This is a genomic window from uncultured Neglectibacter sp. (assembly GCA_937958185.1).
Taxonomy (GTDB): domain Bacteria; phylum Bacillota; class Clostridia; order Oscillospirales; family Acutalibacteraceae; genus Acutalibacter.
This window is the reverse complement of sequence record CALFFN010000009.1, coordinates 1-18,574: the sequence shown is the minus strand read 5'-3', so window position 1 is coordinate 18,574 and position 18,574 is coordinate 1. Positions and strand designations below refer to the sequence as shown.

Genomic DNA, 18,574 nt, shown 5'->3' with positions numbered 1-18,574 from the left:
AGGACGCGCAGGTTTCTGTACCAGCAGAAAGCCTGCGCGTCTTTTTGCTCCTCTTTGCGCGCACACATTGAAATCCACGGAGAAATATGATAGGATGACGGTACATCAAGCGTTCAATAAGCGTTTTTTCCGCGGGAAGATGCGTCCGCCCTCCCTGTGGGAAGACCCGCTTTTACCCACGGAAAATCAAGGAGGGATCTCACATGACCAACGCGGAAAAGCTTTTCAGGGACCGGGTAAACGGATTTCTGCGGGCACAGGGAACGGAAATTGTAAACGGAGCCGGAGAACCCATTCTGCTTTCCGGCTGGGGACTGGGCAACTGGCTGCTCTGCGAAGGGTATATGTGGAAAGCCGGTCCCCGGGGCGACCGCCCGCGCAGGCTGGAACAGGTGGTGCGGGAGCTGGCAGGTAGCGAGTACGCGGAAAGCTTCTGGAAGCGGTTCCGAAAGAATTACATTCGCCGGGAGGATATCCTCCGCATGGCGCAGCTGGGATACAATTCCCTGCGGCTGCCCATTGGCTGGCGGGTGCTGATGGAAGACGAGCCGGGCGTTCGCTGGCGGGAGGAGGGCTTCCGGCTCATTGACGAGCTTCTCGGCTGGTGCGAGGAAGCCCGGGTCTATGTGTTTCTGGACCTGCATGGCGCGCCCGGCGGGCAGACCGGGGCAAATATTGACGACTGTATCGACGATTTCCCCCGGCTGTTCACAGACAAAGACAGCTGGGACAAAGCCATCGCCCTGTGGGGAGAGCTTGCCAAACGGTACGGCGACCGCTGGATCGTAGGCGGCTACGACCTGCTGAACGAGCCGATCCGCCCGGACGACGGACGCAAGCCCTGCCAGCATCTGGTCCCCCGGCTGCGGGACTTTTACAGGGCTGCCATCGCGGAAGTCCGCAAGTGCGACAACCGCCATATGCTGTCCATCGAGGGGCACCACTGGGCGACCAACACGGCGGTGTTCTGTGAAGACTATGACGACAATATGGTGATCCATTTCCACCGCTATGCGGTACCGCCGGACATGGGGGCATATCGGGAATTTCTGGAGCTTTCCCGGCGGTGGAACAAGCCCTTATGGCTGGGCGAAAGCGGGGAAAATCTCCCGGAGTGGTTCGCGGCGCTGTATCCCCTGGGCGTGCAGCTCGGCATAGGCTATAACATCTGGCCCTGGAAGAAAATGGAATGTACCAACTCCCCTTATTCCGTCAACGCCCCGGCGGGCTGGGAAAAATTCACAGCCTACACCGGCGGCGGAGAGCGCCCCTCCTATGAGGAAGCCCAAGCCATGCTGGACGAATACCTGAACAATATGCTGCTGGAAAACTGCCGGGAGAACCCGGCGGTGAGCGCGTCCGTCCGGCGGGAGCCGGGGTGCTCGGTGCGGGCGACAGACTTTGACGAGGGCGCCTGTCACGGGCTATGGCAGCAGGAAGCGCTCTGCCACTACCGGCAGGGCTCCGGCATGGAGATCTTAGAGCCGGAAGCGCCGCCGGAAAAGCGGTTCGGCTTTGACTGCTGCTGGGATTCGCTGAAGCTCGTCATGCGCCCCGGCGAGTATGTGGAATACACCCTGTACGGCGCAAGGGAGGGCAGCACCGTCAGCCTGGAGCTGGCGGGAGCGTCTGCCGGGACGATAGCGCTGTACCAGGACGGCAGGCTGCTGGGAGAGACCGGCGAAACGGGCAAGCCCTTTGCCCTTTCCCCCGCTCCGCAGACCGTGCTGCGGCTCTGCTGCACAGCAGGAAAGCCTGTGTTGGAACGCATTCTCTATCAATAAACGCGGCAAACACCCCCGCCCTGCCAACCGGCAGGACGGGGGTGTTTTGTTGTGCTATGCAGTAGGTCGATCAGTCTACCCGGATCAGGCGGACTGCCATATACTCCTTGCCGGGCAGGGCAATGCGGAACTTGCCGCTGTGAATCCCGGCGTCGGCAACGGTCATTTCCCATGTGTCGATGACTTCCGCTTTCCACCTGCCCCCGGGCTTGATAAAATCCCGGAAGCTGGGGCGCCCAAAGCCATAATAATGAATCTCATAGCCGCCGGCGCTGAAGCCCGCCGCGTCGGGAACGCCCACCGTTTCGTCAAAGCTGCCCTCTCCCCGCTTCAGCCCAAGACCCGGCGTTTCCGTCAAAATCTGATGGAGGAATTTAATTCGTGCCGGGCTGTCGCCGTGCAGCTCGCCGCCATGGCTCCACCAGAGGATATCGTGGTCTGGGTCAAGGAAGGTCTCGCCGTGCCCGGCATAGCCGCCCCGCAGGCTGGCTTCCCAGAACCGGCGGGTCAGCTCCTGCCCGGAGATATTTCCCCAGCCCATGTCGATATTGCCCTCGTAGGAAATTTCGTCCCACACAATGGGCTTGCCCCAGCGGGTGCGGTACTCGTCGGTATACTCCACATGGCGGTACAGGTCCTGCCGCTGCAGGGAGCAGTGTGTGATCCAGGGGCGGCTGTGGTCATAGAACGCCATGCAGTTGTGAATGCTCCGCAGGTGGCGATAAGGGTCGTTTTCGCAGAGGAGCTTTGCGTAGCGCTCCCAGTCCGCCAGCTTCTTCTGGAACAGCAGGTCATACTCATTTGCCAGGCTCCACCAGACGTTCCGATAAGCGGCGAAGCGGTTGATGACATAGTGCCAGTACAGGTCGTCCTGCTCCGGGGTCATGGCGGAAAAGCCCCAGCGGTCGTAGGGGTGCATTACAATAATATCCGCTTCCAGCCCCCGCTCCATCAGCTCTGTGATGCACCGCTCCACCCGCCGGAAATGCTTGGGGTTGAAGCGCGTAAAATCCCAATGGTTGCCGGAAAAATCCACCTGATAGGTGAAATTCTCCTCGCAGAGATTGGAATTGTCCACAGGCGTTCCCTCATAGGGGAAGGTCTCCGGGTCCCGGAAATTGTGGATATAGTGCTTGGGAAATACGCAGAAGCGCATTTTATTGAAATACCCCTTCTCAAGCTCCCGCAAGGTCTGCCGGTGAGTTTCTTCCGGCTGGTGCGCCCACGCATAGCAGGTGGTGCCCACGGAATAGTAGGGCGTGGCGTCCTCATAAGCAAAGTGGTACTGGTTGACCACCCGCACGGGACCGTGGTTGCCCGGACCGGGCGGGGTCACGGTAAACGCGCCGCCGCCTGACGCTTCCGGGAAGCTGCCGGAAAGCCCATAGGTGTACTCTCCCTCAAAGGAGGGCATGAACCGCACCCGGTAGACCCCCTCGCCGTCGTAGAAGCCCGCAACCTCTACCCGCTCGTTTTTTCCCGTGAACACCGCCTGAATGGTCTGCTCCGTAAAAGGGTTCCCATCGGCGGGACCGTTCACTGCCACTTCAAAAATTCCCCAGCGTTCCGTAGTTTCCATCTTGCTTTTCACTCCTTGATCCATTTTTGTATAAGGCTATTCAGCTTTACAATAACACTCGATCGCCTGCCCGACAAAATCCGCCGTGCCTGCGCCGCCTGCCTTGTCAATGTTTTTGCGGAAGCGCTCGTCTCCGGCATACAGCTTGCCCAGCCCGGCAAAAATTTCCGGCGTGCAGGTGTAATAGTGTTCGGTGATAAACTGCCGCAGCTTCTCTGTCAATGCCTGCACCTCGCCGTCGTCCGGGGAAAGGGATTTCCGCTTGCCCAGCTCCGCAAAAAGGCTCATAAGCTCTTGGGCGGTTTGTTCCATACCGCCTTCCTTTTGCGCCCGCTTCTCATATTCCCGATAGGCGGCTGTGCTTCCCCATCTTTCTTTTGACTCGGCGCTGCAACGCTCCAGCTCGCTTTTGTCAAATACAGTAAAATCCATTGTATTTCCTCCTGATTGTAAAATGTCACGGGCAAAGGAAATCAGACCGTCCAGCCTGTCCCGGCGCAGCTCCAGCAGGGCGATCTGCTGGCGCAGAGCCTCTTTGGGGTCAAAGCTGGGGGCTTCCAGGATCTGTTTGATGTCCTTTAAGGGAAACTCCAGTTCCCGGAACAGCAAAATATGCTGAAGCCGTTCCAGCGCCGTATCGTCATACAGCCGGTAACCCGCTTCCGTCACCGCCGTGGGCTTTAGCAGCCCGATGGCGTCGTAATGGTGCAGCGTGCGCACGCTGACCCCTGCTATTTCACTGATCTCGTGTACTGTTCTCATGATTCGGTTCCCTCTCCTTTTGTCCCGTACAGCTTCAGTATAAAGCATGACGCAGGGTAAGAGTCAAGAGAAAATAAGAATTTTTTTGATTTTTTAGGAACTATTCGCAATCCTAAAAAAATTTCCCCGCCTTTCCGTTGCCTTTGGAAAAGCGGGGAATATTTGTTTCAAAGTGCTGAGAACCTCAAAAGCGTGCCTTTTGCGCTCTGATTTTCCGAGATTTGTTTTCCAGAATCGTCTATCAGCCCTTTACCGCGCCGGACGCCACGCCCTTGATGATGTGCTTCTGGCAGAAGATATAGACGATGATGATGGGAATGATGCTGAACATGATGACCGCCATGGTAGCGCCCAAATCTACCGTGCCATAGCTGCCTTTCAGATATTGCACGTGAATGGGGATCGTCATATATTTGGTACGGTCCAACACCAGATAAGGCAGGAGGTAATCGTTCCACACCCACATGGTTTGCAGGATACCCACGGAGATCAGTGTGGGCTTCAGCATGGGAAGCACCACGCCGAAATAGGTGCGCAGCGGACCGCAGCCGTCAATGGCGGCAGCCTCTTCGATCTCCAGTGGCAGCCCCTTGACGAACCCGGTAAACATGAAGATGGCAAGCCCCGCGCCAAAGCCCAGGTACACGATGGGAATGGTGTAGGGGGTGTTCAGCTTGAGCTGGTCCGCCGTAAAGGTCAGGGTAAACATGACCATCTGGAACGGTACGATCATGGAGAACAGGCACAAATAGTAGAAGAACTTACAGAACGCGCTGTTCACCCGGGAAATGTACCATGCCGTCATGGACGTGCAAAGCAGGATAAGCCCCACGGAAAGCACCGTGATCACAAAGCTGTAGCCCAGGGATTTGAAGAAGGGGTAATTGCCGAAGGTCACGCCCTTGGCGTAGTTGTCAAACCCCACGAAGCTTTCGCTGCTGGGCAGCGCAAAAGGCTCCAGATTGACAAAGGCGTTGGACTTAAAGGAGTTTATGACCACCTCGACGATTGGCATGACCCACACGATGCTGAGCAGCCCAAAGACGATGGTCAAAATCCAGCTCGCTTTGGAAAAGCTTTTCTCTTTCATCACTGCTGCACCTCCTTGCTGCGGGTCGCGGTAAGCTGTGCGATCGCCAGCACCGCCACAAGCAGGAAGAAGATGACCGCCTTTGCCTGCGCAACGCCGTGCCAGTTCACATTGATATTATAGGTGTTGTAAATGTTCAGCGCCAGCATTTCCGTCGCCTTGATCTTGCCGCCCTCCACCATGATGGTGGGGTCCCCGGCGGTCAGGGCAAGGTTCTGGTCGAACAGCTTGAAGCCGTTGGTCAGCGTCAGGAAGGTGCAGATGGTGATAGAGGGCATCATGTTGGGAATGGTGACCCGGAACAGGGTCTGGAACCCGTTGGCGCCGTCTATCTTCGCCGCTTCCATCATATCCTCCGGCACCGCCTGGAACCCCGCGATATAGATGATCATCAGGTAGCCGATCTGCTGCCACGCCACCAGAATGATCAGGCCCCAGAAGCCGTAGGTGGAATTTGCGGTGAGATAGGTATTGTACTGCTTCAGGATACCGTCAAAGATCATGCTCCAGATATACCCCAGTACCACGCCGCCGATCAGGTTCGGCATAAAGAACACGGTACGGTACAGATTGGCGCCCCGCATTTTCTGGGTCAGGGCAAAGGCGATGAAGAAAGCGATCAGGTTCGTCAGAATGATGGACACCACCGCAAAGGCGGCGGTATTCCAGAACGCGTGGACAAAGCTGGCGTCGCTCAGCGCTTTCCAATAGTTGCTGATCCCCTGCCATGTGGCGTCCCGCGGGGTGTTGAATTTGCAGAAGGACAGATAAATGCCCTGAATAAAGGGCCATACAAAGCCAATGCAGAACGCCGCAAAGGTGGGCAGAATGAACAGCCAGCACCAGCGCTGGATCGGGCGGCGGATCAGCCGGCTGGTCACGGCGGAATTGCCCGGCGCTTTTGACTTCATTTTTTTGCTCAAAAGAAGTCCCTCCTCTAAAAAGTTTCACGAATAAGGCAAAGAAGAAGCCTTTTATCAAAAGAAAGGGGTTGGGCATTGCCCAGCCCCTTCCAGAAACTGTCAAATCATTGGGTTTTCAGAGCACAGCAGCTAAAATCAGCCGCCGTTCTGAACCTTGTACTCGTTTGCCCAGCCGTCAACAAAAGCAGTCTTCACGGCGTCCCAGTTGGCGTCGGTCTGGTCGGCGGAGTACGCGGCCAGCGCGGAAACCACGGAAGCTCTCCAGCTGTCCACGTTGGGGGTGTAGTTGAACACCCAGGTCACAACGTAATCGCCGTTGGCGATATGGTCGTCGGCATTCTGAAAGAACACGTTCTCCGGCTCCTTGGCGCTCTTGAAGGGGCAGGGACCAAACTGCTCTGCCATCATGGTGGTGCCGGCTTCGGAGGTGACGACCCACTTCATGAAGTCCAGAGTTGCCTTCTGGTCTTCCTCGGGAGCCTTGGAGTTCACAGCCCAGCGCTGCTCGGTGCCGCAGCACAGGCCCGCCTTTTCCTCGCCGTCAACGCCGCAGTAGATCGGGATCATTTCCAGATCGGCAGGGTCCATGCCGTACTTCTCGCCGATGATGTTGGCGTACTCCCAGGTGCCCTGCTGCCAGAACACAGCCTTGCCGGTGCCGAACTCAGCCTGGCTCATGTCGCCGGTGGCGGAGGTCAGGGAGGTGGGCTCCGCGGAGGAGTTGTTGATATACAGGTCCCAGATGTTCTTGTAATTGTCCAGATAAGCGCCGGTGATGGTGGCGGGCTGAGAGGTCACGTTGTCATCACGGAACTCGTAGAACAGGGGCATATTTGCCAGATGACCGGAGAACCTCCAGGAAGAGGAGGAATCCAGACCGGCGGAGGCAAACGCGTCAAAGCCCAGCTCGGCAGCCCTGCCGTGGATATCCTCGGCAACAGCCTTCAGGGAAGCAAAATCCTTGATCTCGTCAATGGAATGCCCTGCCTGCTCCAGCAGAGCCTTGTTGACGATGATGCCGAACGCCTCATAGCAGAAGCCGATGGACTTCACAACGCCGTCGGAAACCAGATTAAATTCCTCGGTGCTCATCTCGTTCAGAATGTCGGTGCCGGTAAGGTCCAGGCAGTAGTCGCCCCAGTTGATCAGGTCCTGCTCATTGCCGCAATGAAACATGGTAGGAGGAGCGGACTTTGCCATTTCGGCGGTCAGGGTGTCGCCATAGGTGCCGGAAGCGGCGGTAACGACCTTGACTTCCACGCCCGTTTCACTGGTGTACTGCTTTGCCAGCGCCTGCCAGGCCTCGTCGGCTTCAGGCTTGGCGTTCAGGTAGTACACCTTGCCGGTAGCGCCGGTGTTGGCGGTGCTGTTGTTTCCCTCTGTGCCTGTGTTGGAAGCGGGTGTGCTGGACGTGGTGCCGGAACTGGTGGAACCGTTGCCACAGCCCGCGAACACACCGATAACCATCAGGCAAGCCAACAGAATTGCGATGATCCTTTTCATGTTTTTGTACCTCCATAGAGAAATTTGCCGCAAAGCGGCTGATGAATAGCGGGGAGAAGCTTCACGTCCTGCTGCGCAAAAAGCGGCGTCGGCAAAAAGCCGCCGCTTCAAAGCCGGAACCAGCGATCCATGAAGATTCTCCACAGGAGAATCTTCCGTACAAAGAAAGCCGGACCCGGTTTTCGCCGAAAGTTCAGTTTCCATTTTGTGCCGAACGTGGGCTCTTTTCCCTTTTCGGCTCTATTCTAGTACACAATGCCGAATTTTTCAAGGTTTTTTTGGTTGAATTCTCCATTTTGGTTAATTGCACAAATTTCTACTAATATTTTAGAAATCCAGACAAAATTCGGAGGAAATTCATAAACCGCTCATCCGGCAGGACGCGCCCTATTCAGTTTTCCCGGCTTTCTTTCCGATATCCGCTGGGCGAGCGTCCTGTCCGCGCGTGAAAGACCTTGGTAAAATAGGCGGGGGTGGAAAACCCGCACCGTTCGGAGGTCTCCGCTACAGTATACCCCTTTTTTAACAGATCCATGCTCTGCGCCACGCGGTATTCCAATAAATATTCAAAAATAGATATCCCCATCTGCTTCTTGAAAAAGCGGCAGCACTCGCTTTTGCATAAATTGACCTGCCGCGCCGCATCTTCCAGCGTGACCTTCTCCGCATAGTGCCCGTGAAGGAAAGAGAGCAGCGCGCGCAACCGCTCTATTTTTTCCGCGTCCTCCACCGGAGCGCGCTGCACCTCGTCCCCATAGTTCCGGTACAGCCCCGCCCAAATGCCCAGCAGCAGCCTTTGCACCTCCAGCTCGTACAGCTCCGGCTTTTCCCGAAACAGCCCGTAAATGCGCCGCAGGCTATCCAGCGCTTCCCGCTGCCACGGGATTTCCCCGGTGAGCTGCAAAGAGGAAAGAGCGGAGCTTTCGATAATGCTTTCCACGTATTTGGTGCGGATCACGCTGCCCTCGTATCCGTACAGGAACCGCGGGTGAAAGGTAAGGGAAAGATAGTCGCAGTCCGCCCCCGCGTGCATGGAGCCGGTATGCAGGGCGTTGGCGTTGCAAAAAAGCCCCTCGCCCTCTTTCAATAGGTAGCTGCTGTCGTTGACACGATATTCCACCTCCCCTGCCAGCACCAGCGTCAGCTCGATCTCATTGTGCCAGTGCCAGGGGAACGACCCGGTTTCGTAAGCGGATATCCTTTTATGCCCCAAATTCACCGGGAACCCATATGTCCCATGCAGCTTGGTTTCCTGCCCCTGTTCGTTGACCTGCAGTTCCATAACCCACCTCAAATAAAAGGAAGAGCTCCGCCGTACTTTGAGCGGAGCCTTCGGTTTTTATTTCAATTCAAAAATTGCTTCAGTCTCCACAGGCATATTGCCCGGAAGAACGTTCTGCCCGATCGCCGACCGGGACGGCGCGCCTGCCTCCTCGCCGAACAGGTCGATCAACAGCTGTGTGCCGCCGTTCGCCACCTGCGGCTGGTGGTAGAAGTCCGGGGCTGACGCCACAAAGCAGGTGACCTTGACCGCACTTTTTACCGTGTCCAGGTCCCCGATCTCCCGCTTGAGCACCGCCAGCACATTGAGCATACTGTTCCGGGCATAGACATAGCCCTGCTCCTCCGTGACGCTCTCCCCCAGCTTGCCGGTGATCTGGCTGCCGTCCACAGAGGGACCGCAGCCGGAAATGTACACCAGCTTTTCCCCGAACCGCTTGGCGGGAGAATACAGCCCGCCCTTTGCGGGGGGTTCAGGCAGGGTCAGCCCCAGCGCCCGCAGCTTTTCTTCTACTTTACTCATGACACATCGCTCCTTGCAATTTTATTTTTATCGTTTTGTCCGACAACAGCGGCGCACTATGGCGCTATGTCCGGCGCTGTCACGGACCGATTCACCAAAAACTTGGGATTTATACCAGCATACCCCTTGCGGCTACCGGCATTCGCCGCAGCGCCCCATTTTCCCACACAAACACGCTGTTTTGCAGATTGACGGCAGTGCATACGTGAACGGGTATCAGTTCCAGAATCTGTCCCACCTGCAAGCCCGTGTTCCCGTTGACCGCCGTGAGAATGCCGTGCTCCTCATTCATGCGGCGCAATTGGAGATTTTCGTCAGGCAAGCCCGCCTTTCCCACGGGAATGGCGTAGCCGGGATAATCGTTCAGGGAAATATCGGTGGGAAAGGTTTTTGTGCCGCCGTCCACAATGGCATAACCGGGCGCGGGCGTGCTGACCACAGTCGCGTACAGCCGGACGGCGATATCCTCAAGCCGGGCGCAATGCTCCCGGGTGAGCATCCAGTCCCCAAAGATATACGTTCCCGGACGCACCTCCGTGACCAGACCCGTCCGCGCCACCTGTAAGCCTGTCGGGGTCGAGCCGGCGCTGATCTCGCGGACAGGCACCCCGTTTTGCCGAAGCTCCTGTGCCATATCGTACATCAGCCGGGCTTCCTCCTGCGCGGCGGATTCGTTGTCCCCGGTGGGCTGACCGTTCAAAATCAGACCCTTAAAGGTGTATATCCCGGTCAGGCGCAGGTGCGGCAGGGTGGAAATCTGCTTTCCAAGCTGCAAATACTGCTCCCGGAGGACCCCCGTGCGCCTGGCGCCGGTGTCAATTTCCAATCGTACCTCCACAGTCAAACCGACCTTGCCCGCGGCGGCGTTCAGAGCGGCAGCCCCTTCCAGGCTGTCTACAGCCAGAATCAGGCGGCGGAGCTTTTTTTGCAGCGCCAGGGCGCGCTCGATACGGAAGCTGCCCACCATGGGATAGGCGATAAAGATATCGTCCGCACCCCCAGCCGCCATGACCTCCGCTTCGCTTATCTTGGCGCAGGTAATGCCGTCGGCGCCGGCGGCAAGCTGCAAATTGGCAAAATACGGCATTTTGTGGGTCTTGATATGGGGACGCAGCTTACAGCCGCAGGCGTCTACCGCGGACTGCACCCGGCGGATATTTTCCCCGGCGGTCGCCGCGTCTACCAGAATGCAGGGCGTTTCGGGCGGCTGCAGCTTTCCCTGACGAATCAACTCAAAAGCGGTCGGCATTTCAGCGTTCTCCTTTGCTGGGTCCTACGGCTCGCAATGCCTTCCGGCACGTTGCAAAGCCTGAAATCCGTGTGGTAAAGTATAACACTTTATGGAAGTATCCGCAAGAGAGCGTTTGGAAAATGATCCGGGATAAACGGGCTTTGCAAAACGTGATCTTCCCCGCCGCAATTGAATAGAGACGCGAAAAAGCCGCGCGGCGGCACGGCTTTTTTACTCTTATCTGTAAAATGCGATCGCTCAGTCACTTGCGGCTTTCGGTTCATATTTGACAAACGCCAGCCGCCTGCTGTCCGGCGCCCAGGAATTGACATTGATGGTCCCCTGCCCGCCGAACAGCTCCGCCAGCTTCCGGCTGTGCGTGCCGTCGCTGTCCATCACGCTCAGGCTCACAGGCAGGTTTGCCACATGCTGGTGGGGGTCCAGGTCACCCTTTTGAAAGGTCAGGTACGCCACGCGTTTCCCGTCCGGCGACACATGGGGGAACCACTCGTTATGGGGCGTGTCCGTCATCTGGGTCAGGTTCTTCCCGTCCCGCTCCATGCGGTAGATCTGCATCAGCCCATTGCGGGTGCTGTTGAACCAGATGTGCTTCCCGTCCGGGGCGTACTCGGGGCCGTCGTTATAGCCAACGCCGTCGGTGAGCCGCCGTTCCCCGCCGCCCCCGGCGGGTATCGTGTACACATCTACCGACTGCTCCGCGCCGCGGAAGGCACAGTAGGTCAGCTCTCCGTCCTGCGACCAGCCGTGCAGGAAGCTGGGCGAATCGGGGGTCACCAGCACCGGCTCCCGTTCACCGCTCAAATCCACCCGGTAAATGCGGGAAGAAAAGCCTTTCTCCACGCTCATATGGCTCACCGCCAGCTCTTTCCCGTCCGGGGAAAGAACATGGTCGTTGTTACAGTTGGTGCAAAAGCCCGTATCGACCCTTGTGACCGTGTCCAGCTCCAAATCATAGCAGTAGATCAGCCCATCGGCGTTGTAATAGAGGGACTTCCCGTCGGCGGACCAGTTGGGCGCTTCGATGATCCCCTCAAAGCGGCGCAGTTCCGTGATTTTTCCGCTGTCCACGTCCATGGTGCACAAAATGCTGTCCGTCCAGTCCCGGCGGTTCTCAAAGCCCAGCAACAGCCTGGCGGCGTCTTCGATATCCGCCATCGTGCAGGTATCCATATCCATGATGTGGGGGATATTCTCCGCGCGCCCGATCTGCCAGCAGGCGTACAGGTTTAGTTCCCCTTTTCCGATGGGGCGCTCCTGCCCCCCGGCGCGGTCCTTGTAATGGAGTGACCATATCCGCGCCCGGTTGTTCTTCACCCATTGGACCGGATCCGCGCCCCCGGCAGCCAGCCAGCCCAGGTCCGGCTGGGCGCCCACCAGAGGTCCCGCCATGTCCAGCAGGAACTCATAGGCGGTCTTTCCATCTATGGTGACGGCGGTGGGTTCCGCGCCGCCGTTGTGCACCAGCAGGGCAATGCCGTGGCGGGAAAGGGTTTCCGCGCAGACACGGTAGCTTTCGGCAGCGGAGCGGCAGCTTTCCTCGGTCAGCTCCTGGGGCATACCCACCACATACTGGCGAATGCCGAACTGCTCCGCCAAAGAAATCATCTGTTCCAGCGCGGGAGCGGGGTCGCCCAGAATGTGGGCGGATACCGTTTCAAAGCCCAGCTCGTGAAGGTCGGTCAAAAACGCCGGCGCGTCCCCGGCAGGGCAGATGCTCCATAAATCCAGCGGGGAGGGCTCCCCAAAATTGAGAAAGGGCTCTACCAGGCGGTAGCCCATGGGGTACAGCTTCGCGAAGAAATCCCTGGGCACGGGCAGGGGCATATTTTGCAGACCAAAGCATTGGATCCCCAGTTTCATAACGCATTCCTCCGTAACAGATTCAGTATGTGACCTTGACCCAGCTCTTCGCCCGGTCAGACTGTATGGCGCTTTCGATCACCGCCAGGGTGTTGTGCCCGTCTATGCCGGTCACGATAGGCGCGCGCCCCTCCAAAAGGGAGGTGACGAACTCGTCGATCACGCCGCTTTTCAGTTGGTTCTGGTTGGTGCTGGCCGCGCCCACCTGATACTTTACTGTGGTGTTATCCCGCATTTCCAGCACGATGTCGTCGGCATAGTCGCCGTAAATTTTCATCACGCCGCTGTCCCCATAGATGACCGTGCTGTTGTCCTCCTGCCCGTAGTTCGTCCAGCTGAAGTGCATGATGCCGGGCATTCCGTTATCCATTCTGAACTGGCAGACCACGTTGTCCTCCAAGGAAATGGGCGTGCCGTCCGGGTACTTTTTATCCAGCGTCATCATGCTGGCAAACACGGAATCGATCTCCCGCCCTGTCAAAAAGCGGATCAGGTCGATCTTGTGCGCGCCCAGATCGCCCATTACGCCGAACTGCGCCCGGGATTTGTCAAAAAACCAGGTGGAATTGCTTTTTTCAATGCTCCAGTTTTCGGGACCGGAATGCTTGAAGTTGCATTGGAAAAACAGCGGCTTGCCGATCGCGCCGTTTTCCAAAAGCTCCCTAGCCTTCCTGTGGGCCGCCATCATGCGCTGGTTGTGCCCCAGCATAAGGGTTTTGCCGCTGCGCTTTTCGGCGGCGAGCATGGCGCGGGTCTCCTCCAAAGACTGCGCCATGGGCTTCTCACAAAGCACGTGCTTTCCCGCTTCCAGCGCGGCAAGGGTGTATTGGGCGTGAGTGAAGTTGGGCGTGCATACGCTGATGGCTTCGATGGACGGGTCTGCGAACATTTCCTCCGGCGACGCATACACCCGCCCGCCGAACCGCTCCGCCGTTTCCTCGGTGCGCTCCCGGTTCACATCGAAGAAACCGGCGATCTCCACATCTTCCCGGGCGGCGTACTCTGGTCCGTGGCGGTACCGGGTGATAGAGCCGCAGCCCAGCACGCCCACTACGATCTTTCTTGTCTGCTTCATAAAACGCTCCTCCTTTATGATAACGTTCTCACCAACTGTAAAAAGTACAAAAGCTATCGACGTAAATATTTTCCCATTGCGTAGTGCGGAAGCTTACTTTTGCGCGGTGGTTCCTCTTGCCACATAGGTGGTGCCCAGATATTCCGTCCTGGCGGGGCAGTCCGGGGCGTTTCTCCGCCGTTCCAGCAGGTTGAGCAGGATCTCCCCTACCTGGGAGAGGTCAAGGTCCACGGAATCAATGGGCGGGGAAAGGTACGCCGCAACGGTATTGTCATACCCCACAATGGAAATGTCCTCCGGCACCCGCAGCCCGTTGGCATACAGCGCCTGCATTGCCCCCGCCGCCAAAATATCCGAGGCACAGACCAGGGCGGTGGGCACACAGGATCGCGCAAGGAGCTTCAGCGCCGCCAGCTTCCCGTGCACGGTGCTGTAAGAATCCGTCAGCTCCACCTCATGCTGCTCCCGGGGTATCCCAGCCTCCTCCAAAGCCTGATGAAAGCCCTCCAGGCGCTGCTCTTCCACGCTGTCCTGGGGGGAAGGGCAGATCATGCCAATATGCCGGTGACCCAGAGCCAGCAGCTGCTGGGCGGCATGAAAGACCGCTTCCCGGTCCCTCACCTCAATATTATCCACGTAAGGGAGATCATAGGTCCGCTCTACGGCAACTACGGGTATGCCGATCTGGTGGAGCCGCCCAAACAGCTCCGGCGCAATGCCAAGGTGGGAGATCACCGCCAGGCCGTCCACCCGCATCTCGATAAGCTGCTGGATCGCCTGACTGCCGTCACCGCAGGTTTGCAGCGTGACGACGTGGAAGCCCTTTTCCTCCGCAGCGCTCATGATATGGCGGTTGATCCGCTGGTAGACATTGTTTTCGTTGCCGAAAACCAGGCTGCCGATCAGCCCGCTGCGACCTGATTTCAGTGCCCTTGCCATGCGGTTCGGCACATAGCCGAGCTTTTGGGCAGCGGCTTCCACACGTTCCCGTACCTCGGGGGACACGTAGCCCTTTTGATTGAGCGCCCGCCCCACCGTGGGGACGGAAACGCCTGCCAGCCGTGCAATATCCGACATCGTTACCGCCATTCCATGATGATTGCCCTGCAATCATTCGCCTCTTTTCCTGTGTGATAACGTTATCATATCATGGAAAGTCTATGCTGTCAAGAACATTTTTCAAGGCCACTTGACTGGGGCCACTCCCCCACGGCAGCAAGGTGAAAACATACCGAATGAAAAAAGGGTTTGGGGGCTGCCTCTCTTTTCAGAGAGGCAGCCCCCAAGAGGAAGTAAGGAGTTAAAAATGAGGATGTAATGAAAAAGATTTCGGTCTGTAGCCTTGCTCTTGACTACGATATCAGGATACCCCCGCTATGTGAAGATTTCCTGAACATTCCGTGTAGGTTTTCTAAAGATTTTGTAAACGAATTTTTTTCGATTCGGAAATCTTTTCCTGTTTCTCCCTTTTCGCTGCAATTTCACTTGACGTTCCGCCGTTTCGGGCGGTATACTGAAGCAAAGCACAAATAAGGAAAGGAAAGTGGTCATACCTATGAAATTCTCTGAAATGCCCTATACCCGCCCGGATATGCCGGCGCTGTTTGGCACGCTGGAAGCCCTCACGAAAAAGCTTCAAAGCTCCGCCGACGCGGCAGAGCAGCTGGCTGTGTACAGGGAAACGGAAACCCTGCTGAACCATTTCTATACGCAGGCAAGCATCTGCGCGATCCGTAACAGCGTGGATACCCGGGACGCCTTCTACGAAGACGAAATGGCATATATCGACGAGCAAAGCCCCCTGCTGGAGGAAAAGCTGCAGGCGTTCAACGAAGCGCTGGTCAAGTCTCCCTGCCGCCCGGAGCTGGAACAAACATTGGGCGCGCTGCTGTTCAAAAATCTGGAAATGCAGCTGAGGTCCTTCTCCCCGGAGATCATTCCGCTGATGCAGGAGGAAAACAGGCTCACCACCGAGTATCAAAAGCTGTACGCCAGCGCGCAGGTCCCCTTCCAGGGGAAGACCCTGACCATCGCCCAGCTGGGTCCTTATAAGGAGCACGCCGACCGGGATACCCGCCGGGCGGCGCTCACCGCGGAGGGTTCTTTCTTTGATGAGCACCAAAAGGAATTTGACGAGCTGTACGACAAGCTGGTGAAGAACCGCACTGAGCAGGCAAAGAAGCTGGGCTTTGAAAGCTATGTGGAGCTGGCTGCCCTGCGGCTGCAGCGCAACTGCTACACGCCGGAGGACGTTGCCGCTTTCCGGGACAGAGTGGTGCGCGATCTGGTGCCCCTGACGGTAAAGGTCAAGGAGCGTCAGGCAAAGCGGCTCGGTATCGAGGATTTTAAATTCTACGACAACGCCCTGAAATTCAAGGGCGGTTCCGCCCGTCCCCAGGGCACGCCGGAGGAGATCATGGCTGCCGGACAGAAGATGTACGAGGAGCTTTCCCCCGACACCGCGGATTTCATTCACATGATGTTTGAAAACGACCTGTTCGACGTGCTGGCAAAGGAGGGCAAGGCTCCCGGCGGATACTGCACCAGCCTGCCGGATTACGGCTATCCCTACATTTTCTCCAATTTCAACGGCACCTCCGGGGACGTGGACGTGCTGACCCACGAAGCCGGTCACGCCTTTGCGGACTATATCTCCCATAAAACCATCGACATTGACGCGCTCCGCTGCCCCACCATGGAGGGCGCGGAGACCCACTCCATGAGCATGGAGTTTCTGACCGCCCCCTGGCACCACCTGTTCTTCGGGGACATGACGGACAAATATGAGCTGTCCCACGCGGAGGACGCCCTCACCTTTATCCCCTACGGCTGCCTGGTGGACCATTTCCAGTATGAAATGTACACCCACCCCGAGATGACCCCTGAGGAGCGCAATCAGACATGGCTGCGGCTGGAAAAGCGCTACCGCCCCCTATCTGGACTTTGACAACCTGCCCTTCTATGCCCGGGGCGCGGGCTGGCAGCGGCAGCTGCACATTTACAGCAGCCCCTTCTATTATATCGATTACTGCCTGGCACAGGTCATGTCCCTCCAGTTCTTCGCCCTGTCTCTGGAAGACCGGGACGCTGCGTGGAAAAAGTACATGGACTTTGTGAATCTGGGCGGCACCAAGACCTTTATCGATCTGGCTCACGCTGTCAACCTCCGTTCTCCCATGGACGAGGACTGCGTCAAGACCGTGTGTGAAAAGACCTTCCAGTGGACGGAGGATCATCAGGTGCAATGACCGTATAGCGGGCGCATTCTGCGCTTATCGCAAATTGCGATGGAGGAAGCCATGAAACCAATTCCCGACATTTTGCTGAAAAAGGCGGAGGAGCTGGAGGAAAAGGTGGGAAAAGCCTATCCCGACCTGAAGCCTCTCGCTGCCCGGTGCTTTCTAAACACCATAGAGACCACGGTAACGCAGCTTCCCGACGGAAGCTTCTTCGTGATCACCGGGGATATCCCCGCCATGTGGCTCAGGGACAGCGCCGCCCAGCTGAAGCCATACCTGCCCTATGCCGACAGGGACGAGAAGCTGCGGGAGATATTGCGGAGCGTCATCGAAAAGCAGGCATTTTATGTCAACCACGACCCCTACACCAACGCCTTCAACAGTCAGGAGCAGGAGCGCGGCTACAGCGATGATGACCGCAGCAGCTTTTCCAGCAGGTGGATCTGGGAGCGGAAATATGAGGTGGATTCCCTCTGCGCCCCGCTGTACCTCGCCCACGAATATTACGCGGTCACCAAGGACAGCTCCATTTTCACGCTGGGCTTTGTGCAGATGGTGCGCGCCATTGTGCGGACCTTCCGCACGGAGCAGCGCCATATGACGGACTCCCCTTACTGGTTCGTCCGGGAAAACGCCTGGGCGCCCAGCGACACCCTGCCCATGCAGGGCAAAGGCAGACCTGTGAATTTTACGGGCATGACATGGTCCGGCTTCCGCCCCTCGGACGATTCCTGCAAATTCGGCTACCTGCTGCCCTCCAACATGATGGCGGTAGTGGCGCTCCGCAAGGCGGTGGAGCTGCTTACAATGGGCTGCAATGAAGCTGAGCTTGCTGGGGACTGCCTGGCGCTGGCGGCGGAGATCGAGGACGGGATCGAAACCTACGGCATTGTAGATCACCCAAGGTTCGGGAAAATTTACGCCTACGAAACAGACGGCTTTGGGAACTACAATCTGATGGACGACGCCAATTCCCCCAGCCTGCTGTCCATTCCCTATCTGGGCTACCGCCCGGCGACGGACCCTGTGTACCAAAACACCAGAAGGTTCCTGCTGTCCGAAGAAAATCCCTATTTCGTCCGGGGCAGCGCCGCCAGCGGCATTGGCAGCCCCCACACCCCGCCGGGGTATATCTGGCACATTGGGCTGACCATGCAGATACTGACCAGCATTGACGACCGGGAAAAACAGGAATGCCTTGCCATGCTTGCCCGCACCCACGCGGGAACGAATTTCATGCATGAGGGCTTTGACGCCAACGACCCCGCAAAATTCACCCGCCCGTGGTTCGCCTGGGCAAATTCCCTGTTCGCCCAAATGCTGGCGCAGGAGGTCGGGCTGGACTGAACTAGAAAAAGATAAAAGAAGTGCCGGACGCTTTCACGCCCGGCACTTCTTTTGCCCATAACCCCGGTCTTGTTATTTCGCACAGGATAGTAAGAAACTTCTCTTTGATTTCTGCTGTGTGCGATCTTCTTTTTTCTTGCAAAGGGGAGCTGTGCTCCCCTTTGCAACCCCTTATGATGTTCACTGATTTTTGACTATCTTCTGGAAAGAATCCTTTGCGTAATATGGACGTATCAGAGAAATAACCGCTTTCAAAGAAACTCTTTCCATACTTTTTCGAATCAAAACCACCAGTAGAACTGGTGGTTTGCACATCCCCTAGAAGGGGCAATTACGGACTTCGCCCCTGAAGGGGC

The 18,574-nt window shown here is 57.3% G+C and carries 16 protein-coding genes; 4 read left to right on the top strand and 12 right to left on the bottom strand.

The window, feature by feature from the left end; translation table 11 throughout:
* Positions 1 to 203: 203 nt before the first annotated feature.
* Positions 204 to 1,784 carry a glycoside hydrolase family 5 protein gene (locus tag AB8996_RS02450; protein WP_369297388.1) on the top strand — a complete coding sequence of 527 codons (1,581 nt, stop codon included), beginning with the start codon at positions 204 to 206 and terminating at the stop codon, positions 1,782 to 1,784.
* Between the two features lie 70 nt (positions 1,785 to 1,854).
* On the opposite strand, the gene AB8996_RS02445 is transcribed toward AB8996_RS02450, so the two are convergent.
* The 11 genes from AB8996_RS02445 to AB8996_RS02395 all read right to left on the bottom strand — a co-directional run bounded on the left by AB8996_RS02445 (position 1,855) and on the right by AB8996_RS02395 (position 14,721).
* A complete protein-coding gene (locus tag AB8996_RS02445) occupies positions 1,855 to 3,363 on the bottom strand; it encodes a DUF5605 domain-containing protein (RefSeq protein ID WP_369297387.1) in 1,509 nt (502 codons plus the stop codon).
* 36 nt (positions 3,364 to 3,399) lie between these two features.
* On the bottom strand, positions 3,400 to 4,125 hold the full coding sequence (locus tag AB8996_RS02440; protein ID WP_369297386.1) for a MerR family transcriptional regulator: 726 nt from the start codon (positions 4,123 to 4,125) through the stop codon (positions 3,400 to 3,402).
* 241 nt (positions 4,126 to 4,366) lie between these two features.
* Complete coding sequence (locus tag AB8996_RS02435) at positions 4,367 to 5,215, bottom strand: carbohydrate ABC transporter permease (protein WP_369297385.1); 849 nt, start codon at positions 5,213 to 5,215, stop codon at positions 4,367 to 4,369.
* A complete protein-coding gene (locus AB8996_RS02430) occupies positions 5,215 to 6,081 on the bottom strand; it encodes a carbohydrate ABC transporter permease (protein ID WP_369297484.1) in 867 nt (288 codons plus the stop codon). Before AB8996_RS02430 ends, AB8996_RS02435 begins: the two co-directional genes overlap by 1 nt.
* A gap of 192 nt (positions 6,082 to 6,273) precedes the next feature.
* Complete coding sequence (locus tag AB8996_RS02425; protein WP_369297384.1) at positions 6,274 to 7,641, bottom strand: ABC transporter substrate-binding protein; 1,368 nt, start codon at positions 7,639 to 7,641, stop codon at positions 6,274 to 6,276.
* Positions 7,642 to 8,032: 391 nt separating this feature from the next.
* Positions 8,033 to 8,923, bottom strand: a complete 891-nt coding sequence (locus AB8996_RS02420) for a helix-turn-helix domain-containing protein (protein WP_369297383.1) — start codon at positions 8,921 to 8,923, stop codon at positions 8,033 to 8,035.
* A 57-nt stretch (positions 8,924 to 8,980) separates the two neighbouring features.
* Positions 8,981 to 9,445 (bottom strand): RidA family protein, encoded by a 465-nt coding sequence (locus tag AB8996_RS02415; RefSeq protein WP_369297382.1) that lies wholly within the window; start codon positions 9,443 to 9,445, stop codon positions 8,981 to 8,983.
* 109 nt (positions 9,446 to 9,554) lie between these two features.
* Positions 9,555 to 10,694 (bottom strand): alanine racemase, encoded by a 1,140-nt coding sequence (locus AB8996_RS02410; RefSeq protein WP_369297381.1) that lies wholly within the window; start codon positions 10,692 to 10,694, stop codon positions 9,555 to 9,557.
* Positions 10,695 to 10,934: 240 nt separating this feature from the next.
* Entirely contained in the window at positions 10,935 to 12,557 is a 1,623-nt protein-coding gene (locus tag AB8996_RS02405; RefSeq protein WP_369297380.1) for a hypothetical protein, read from the bottom strand.
* A 22-nt stretch (positions 12,558 to 12,579) separates the two neighbouring features.
* Positions 12,580 to 13,632 carry a Gfo/Idh/MocA family protein gene (locus AB8996_RS02400; protein ID WP_369297379.1) on the bottom strand — a complete coding sequence of 351 codons (1,053 nt, stop codon included), beginning with the start codon at positions 13,630 to 13,632 and terminating at the stop codon, positions 12,580 to 12,582.
* Positions 13,633 to 13,725: 93 nt separating this feature from the next.
* A complete protein-coding gene (locus AB8996_RS02395) occupies positions 13,726 to 14,721 on the bottom strand; it encodes a LacI family DNA-binding transcriptional regulator (protein WP_369297378.1) in 996 nt (331 codons plus the stop codon).
* A 466-nt stretch (positions 14,722 to 15,187) separates the two neighbouring features.
* Here AB8996_RS02395 and AB8996_RS02390 point away from each other — a divergent pair, with 466 nt between their 5' ends.
* The 3 genes from AB8996_RS02390 to AB8996_RS02380 all read left to right on the top strand — a co-directional run bounded on the left by AB8996_RS02390 (position 15,188) and on the right by AB8996_RS02380 (position 18,218).
* Positions 15,188 to 16,579: a M3 family oligoendopeptidase gene (locus AB8996_RS02390; protein ID WP_369297377.1), complete on the top strand. Its 1,392-nt coding sequence runs from the start codon at positions 15,188 to 15,190 to the stop codon at positions 16,577 to 16,579.
* Positions 16,580 to 16,736: 157 nt separating this feature from the next.
* Positions 16,737 to 16,880 carry a hypothetical protein gene (locus AB8996_RS02385; RefSeq protein WP_369297376.1) on the top strand — a complete coding sequence of 48 codons (144 nt, stop codon included), beginning with the start codon at positions 16,737 to 16,739 and terminating at the stop codon, positions 16,878 to 16,880.
* A 51-nt stretch (positions 16,881 to 16,931) separates the two neighbouring features.
* Positions 16,932 to 18,218 (top strand): glycoside hydrolase family 125 protein, encoded by a 1,287-nt coding sequence (locus AB8996_RS02380; RefSeq protein ID WP_369297375.1) that lies wholly within the window; start codon positions 16,932 to 16,934, stop codon positions 18,216 to 18,218.
* Between the two features lies 1 nt (position 18,219).
* Here the strand turns inward: AB8996_RS02380 and AB8996_RS02375 are convergent, their stop codons facing one another.
* Positions 18,220 to 18,531, bottom strand: coding sequence for a hypothetical protein (locus AB8996_RS02375; RefSeq protein ID WP_369297374.1), 312 nt, complete (start codon positions 18,529 to 18,531; stop codon positions 18,220 to 18,222).
* Between the last annotated feature and the right edge of the window lie 43 nt (positions 18,532 to 18,574).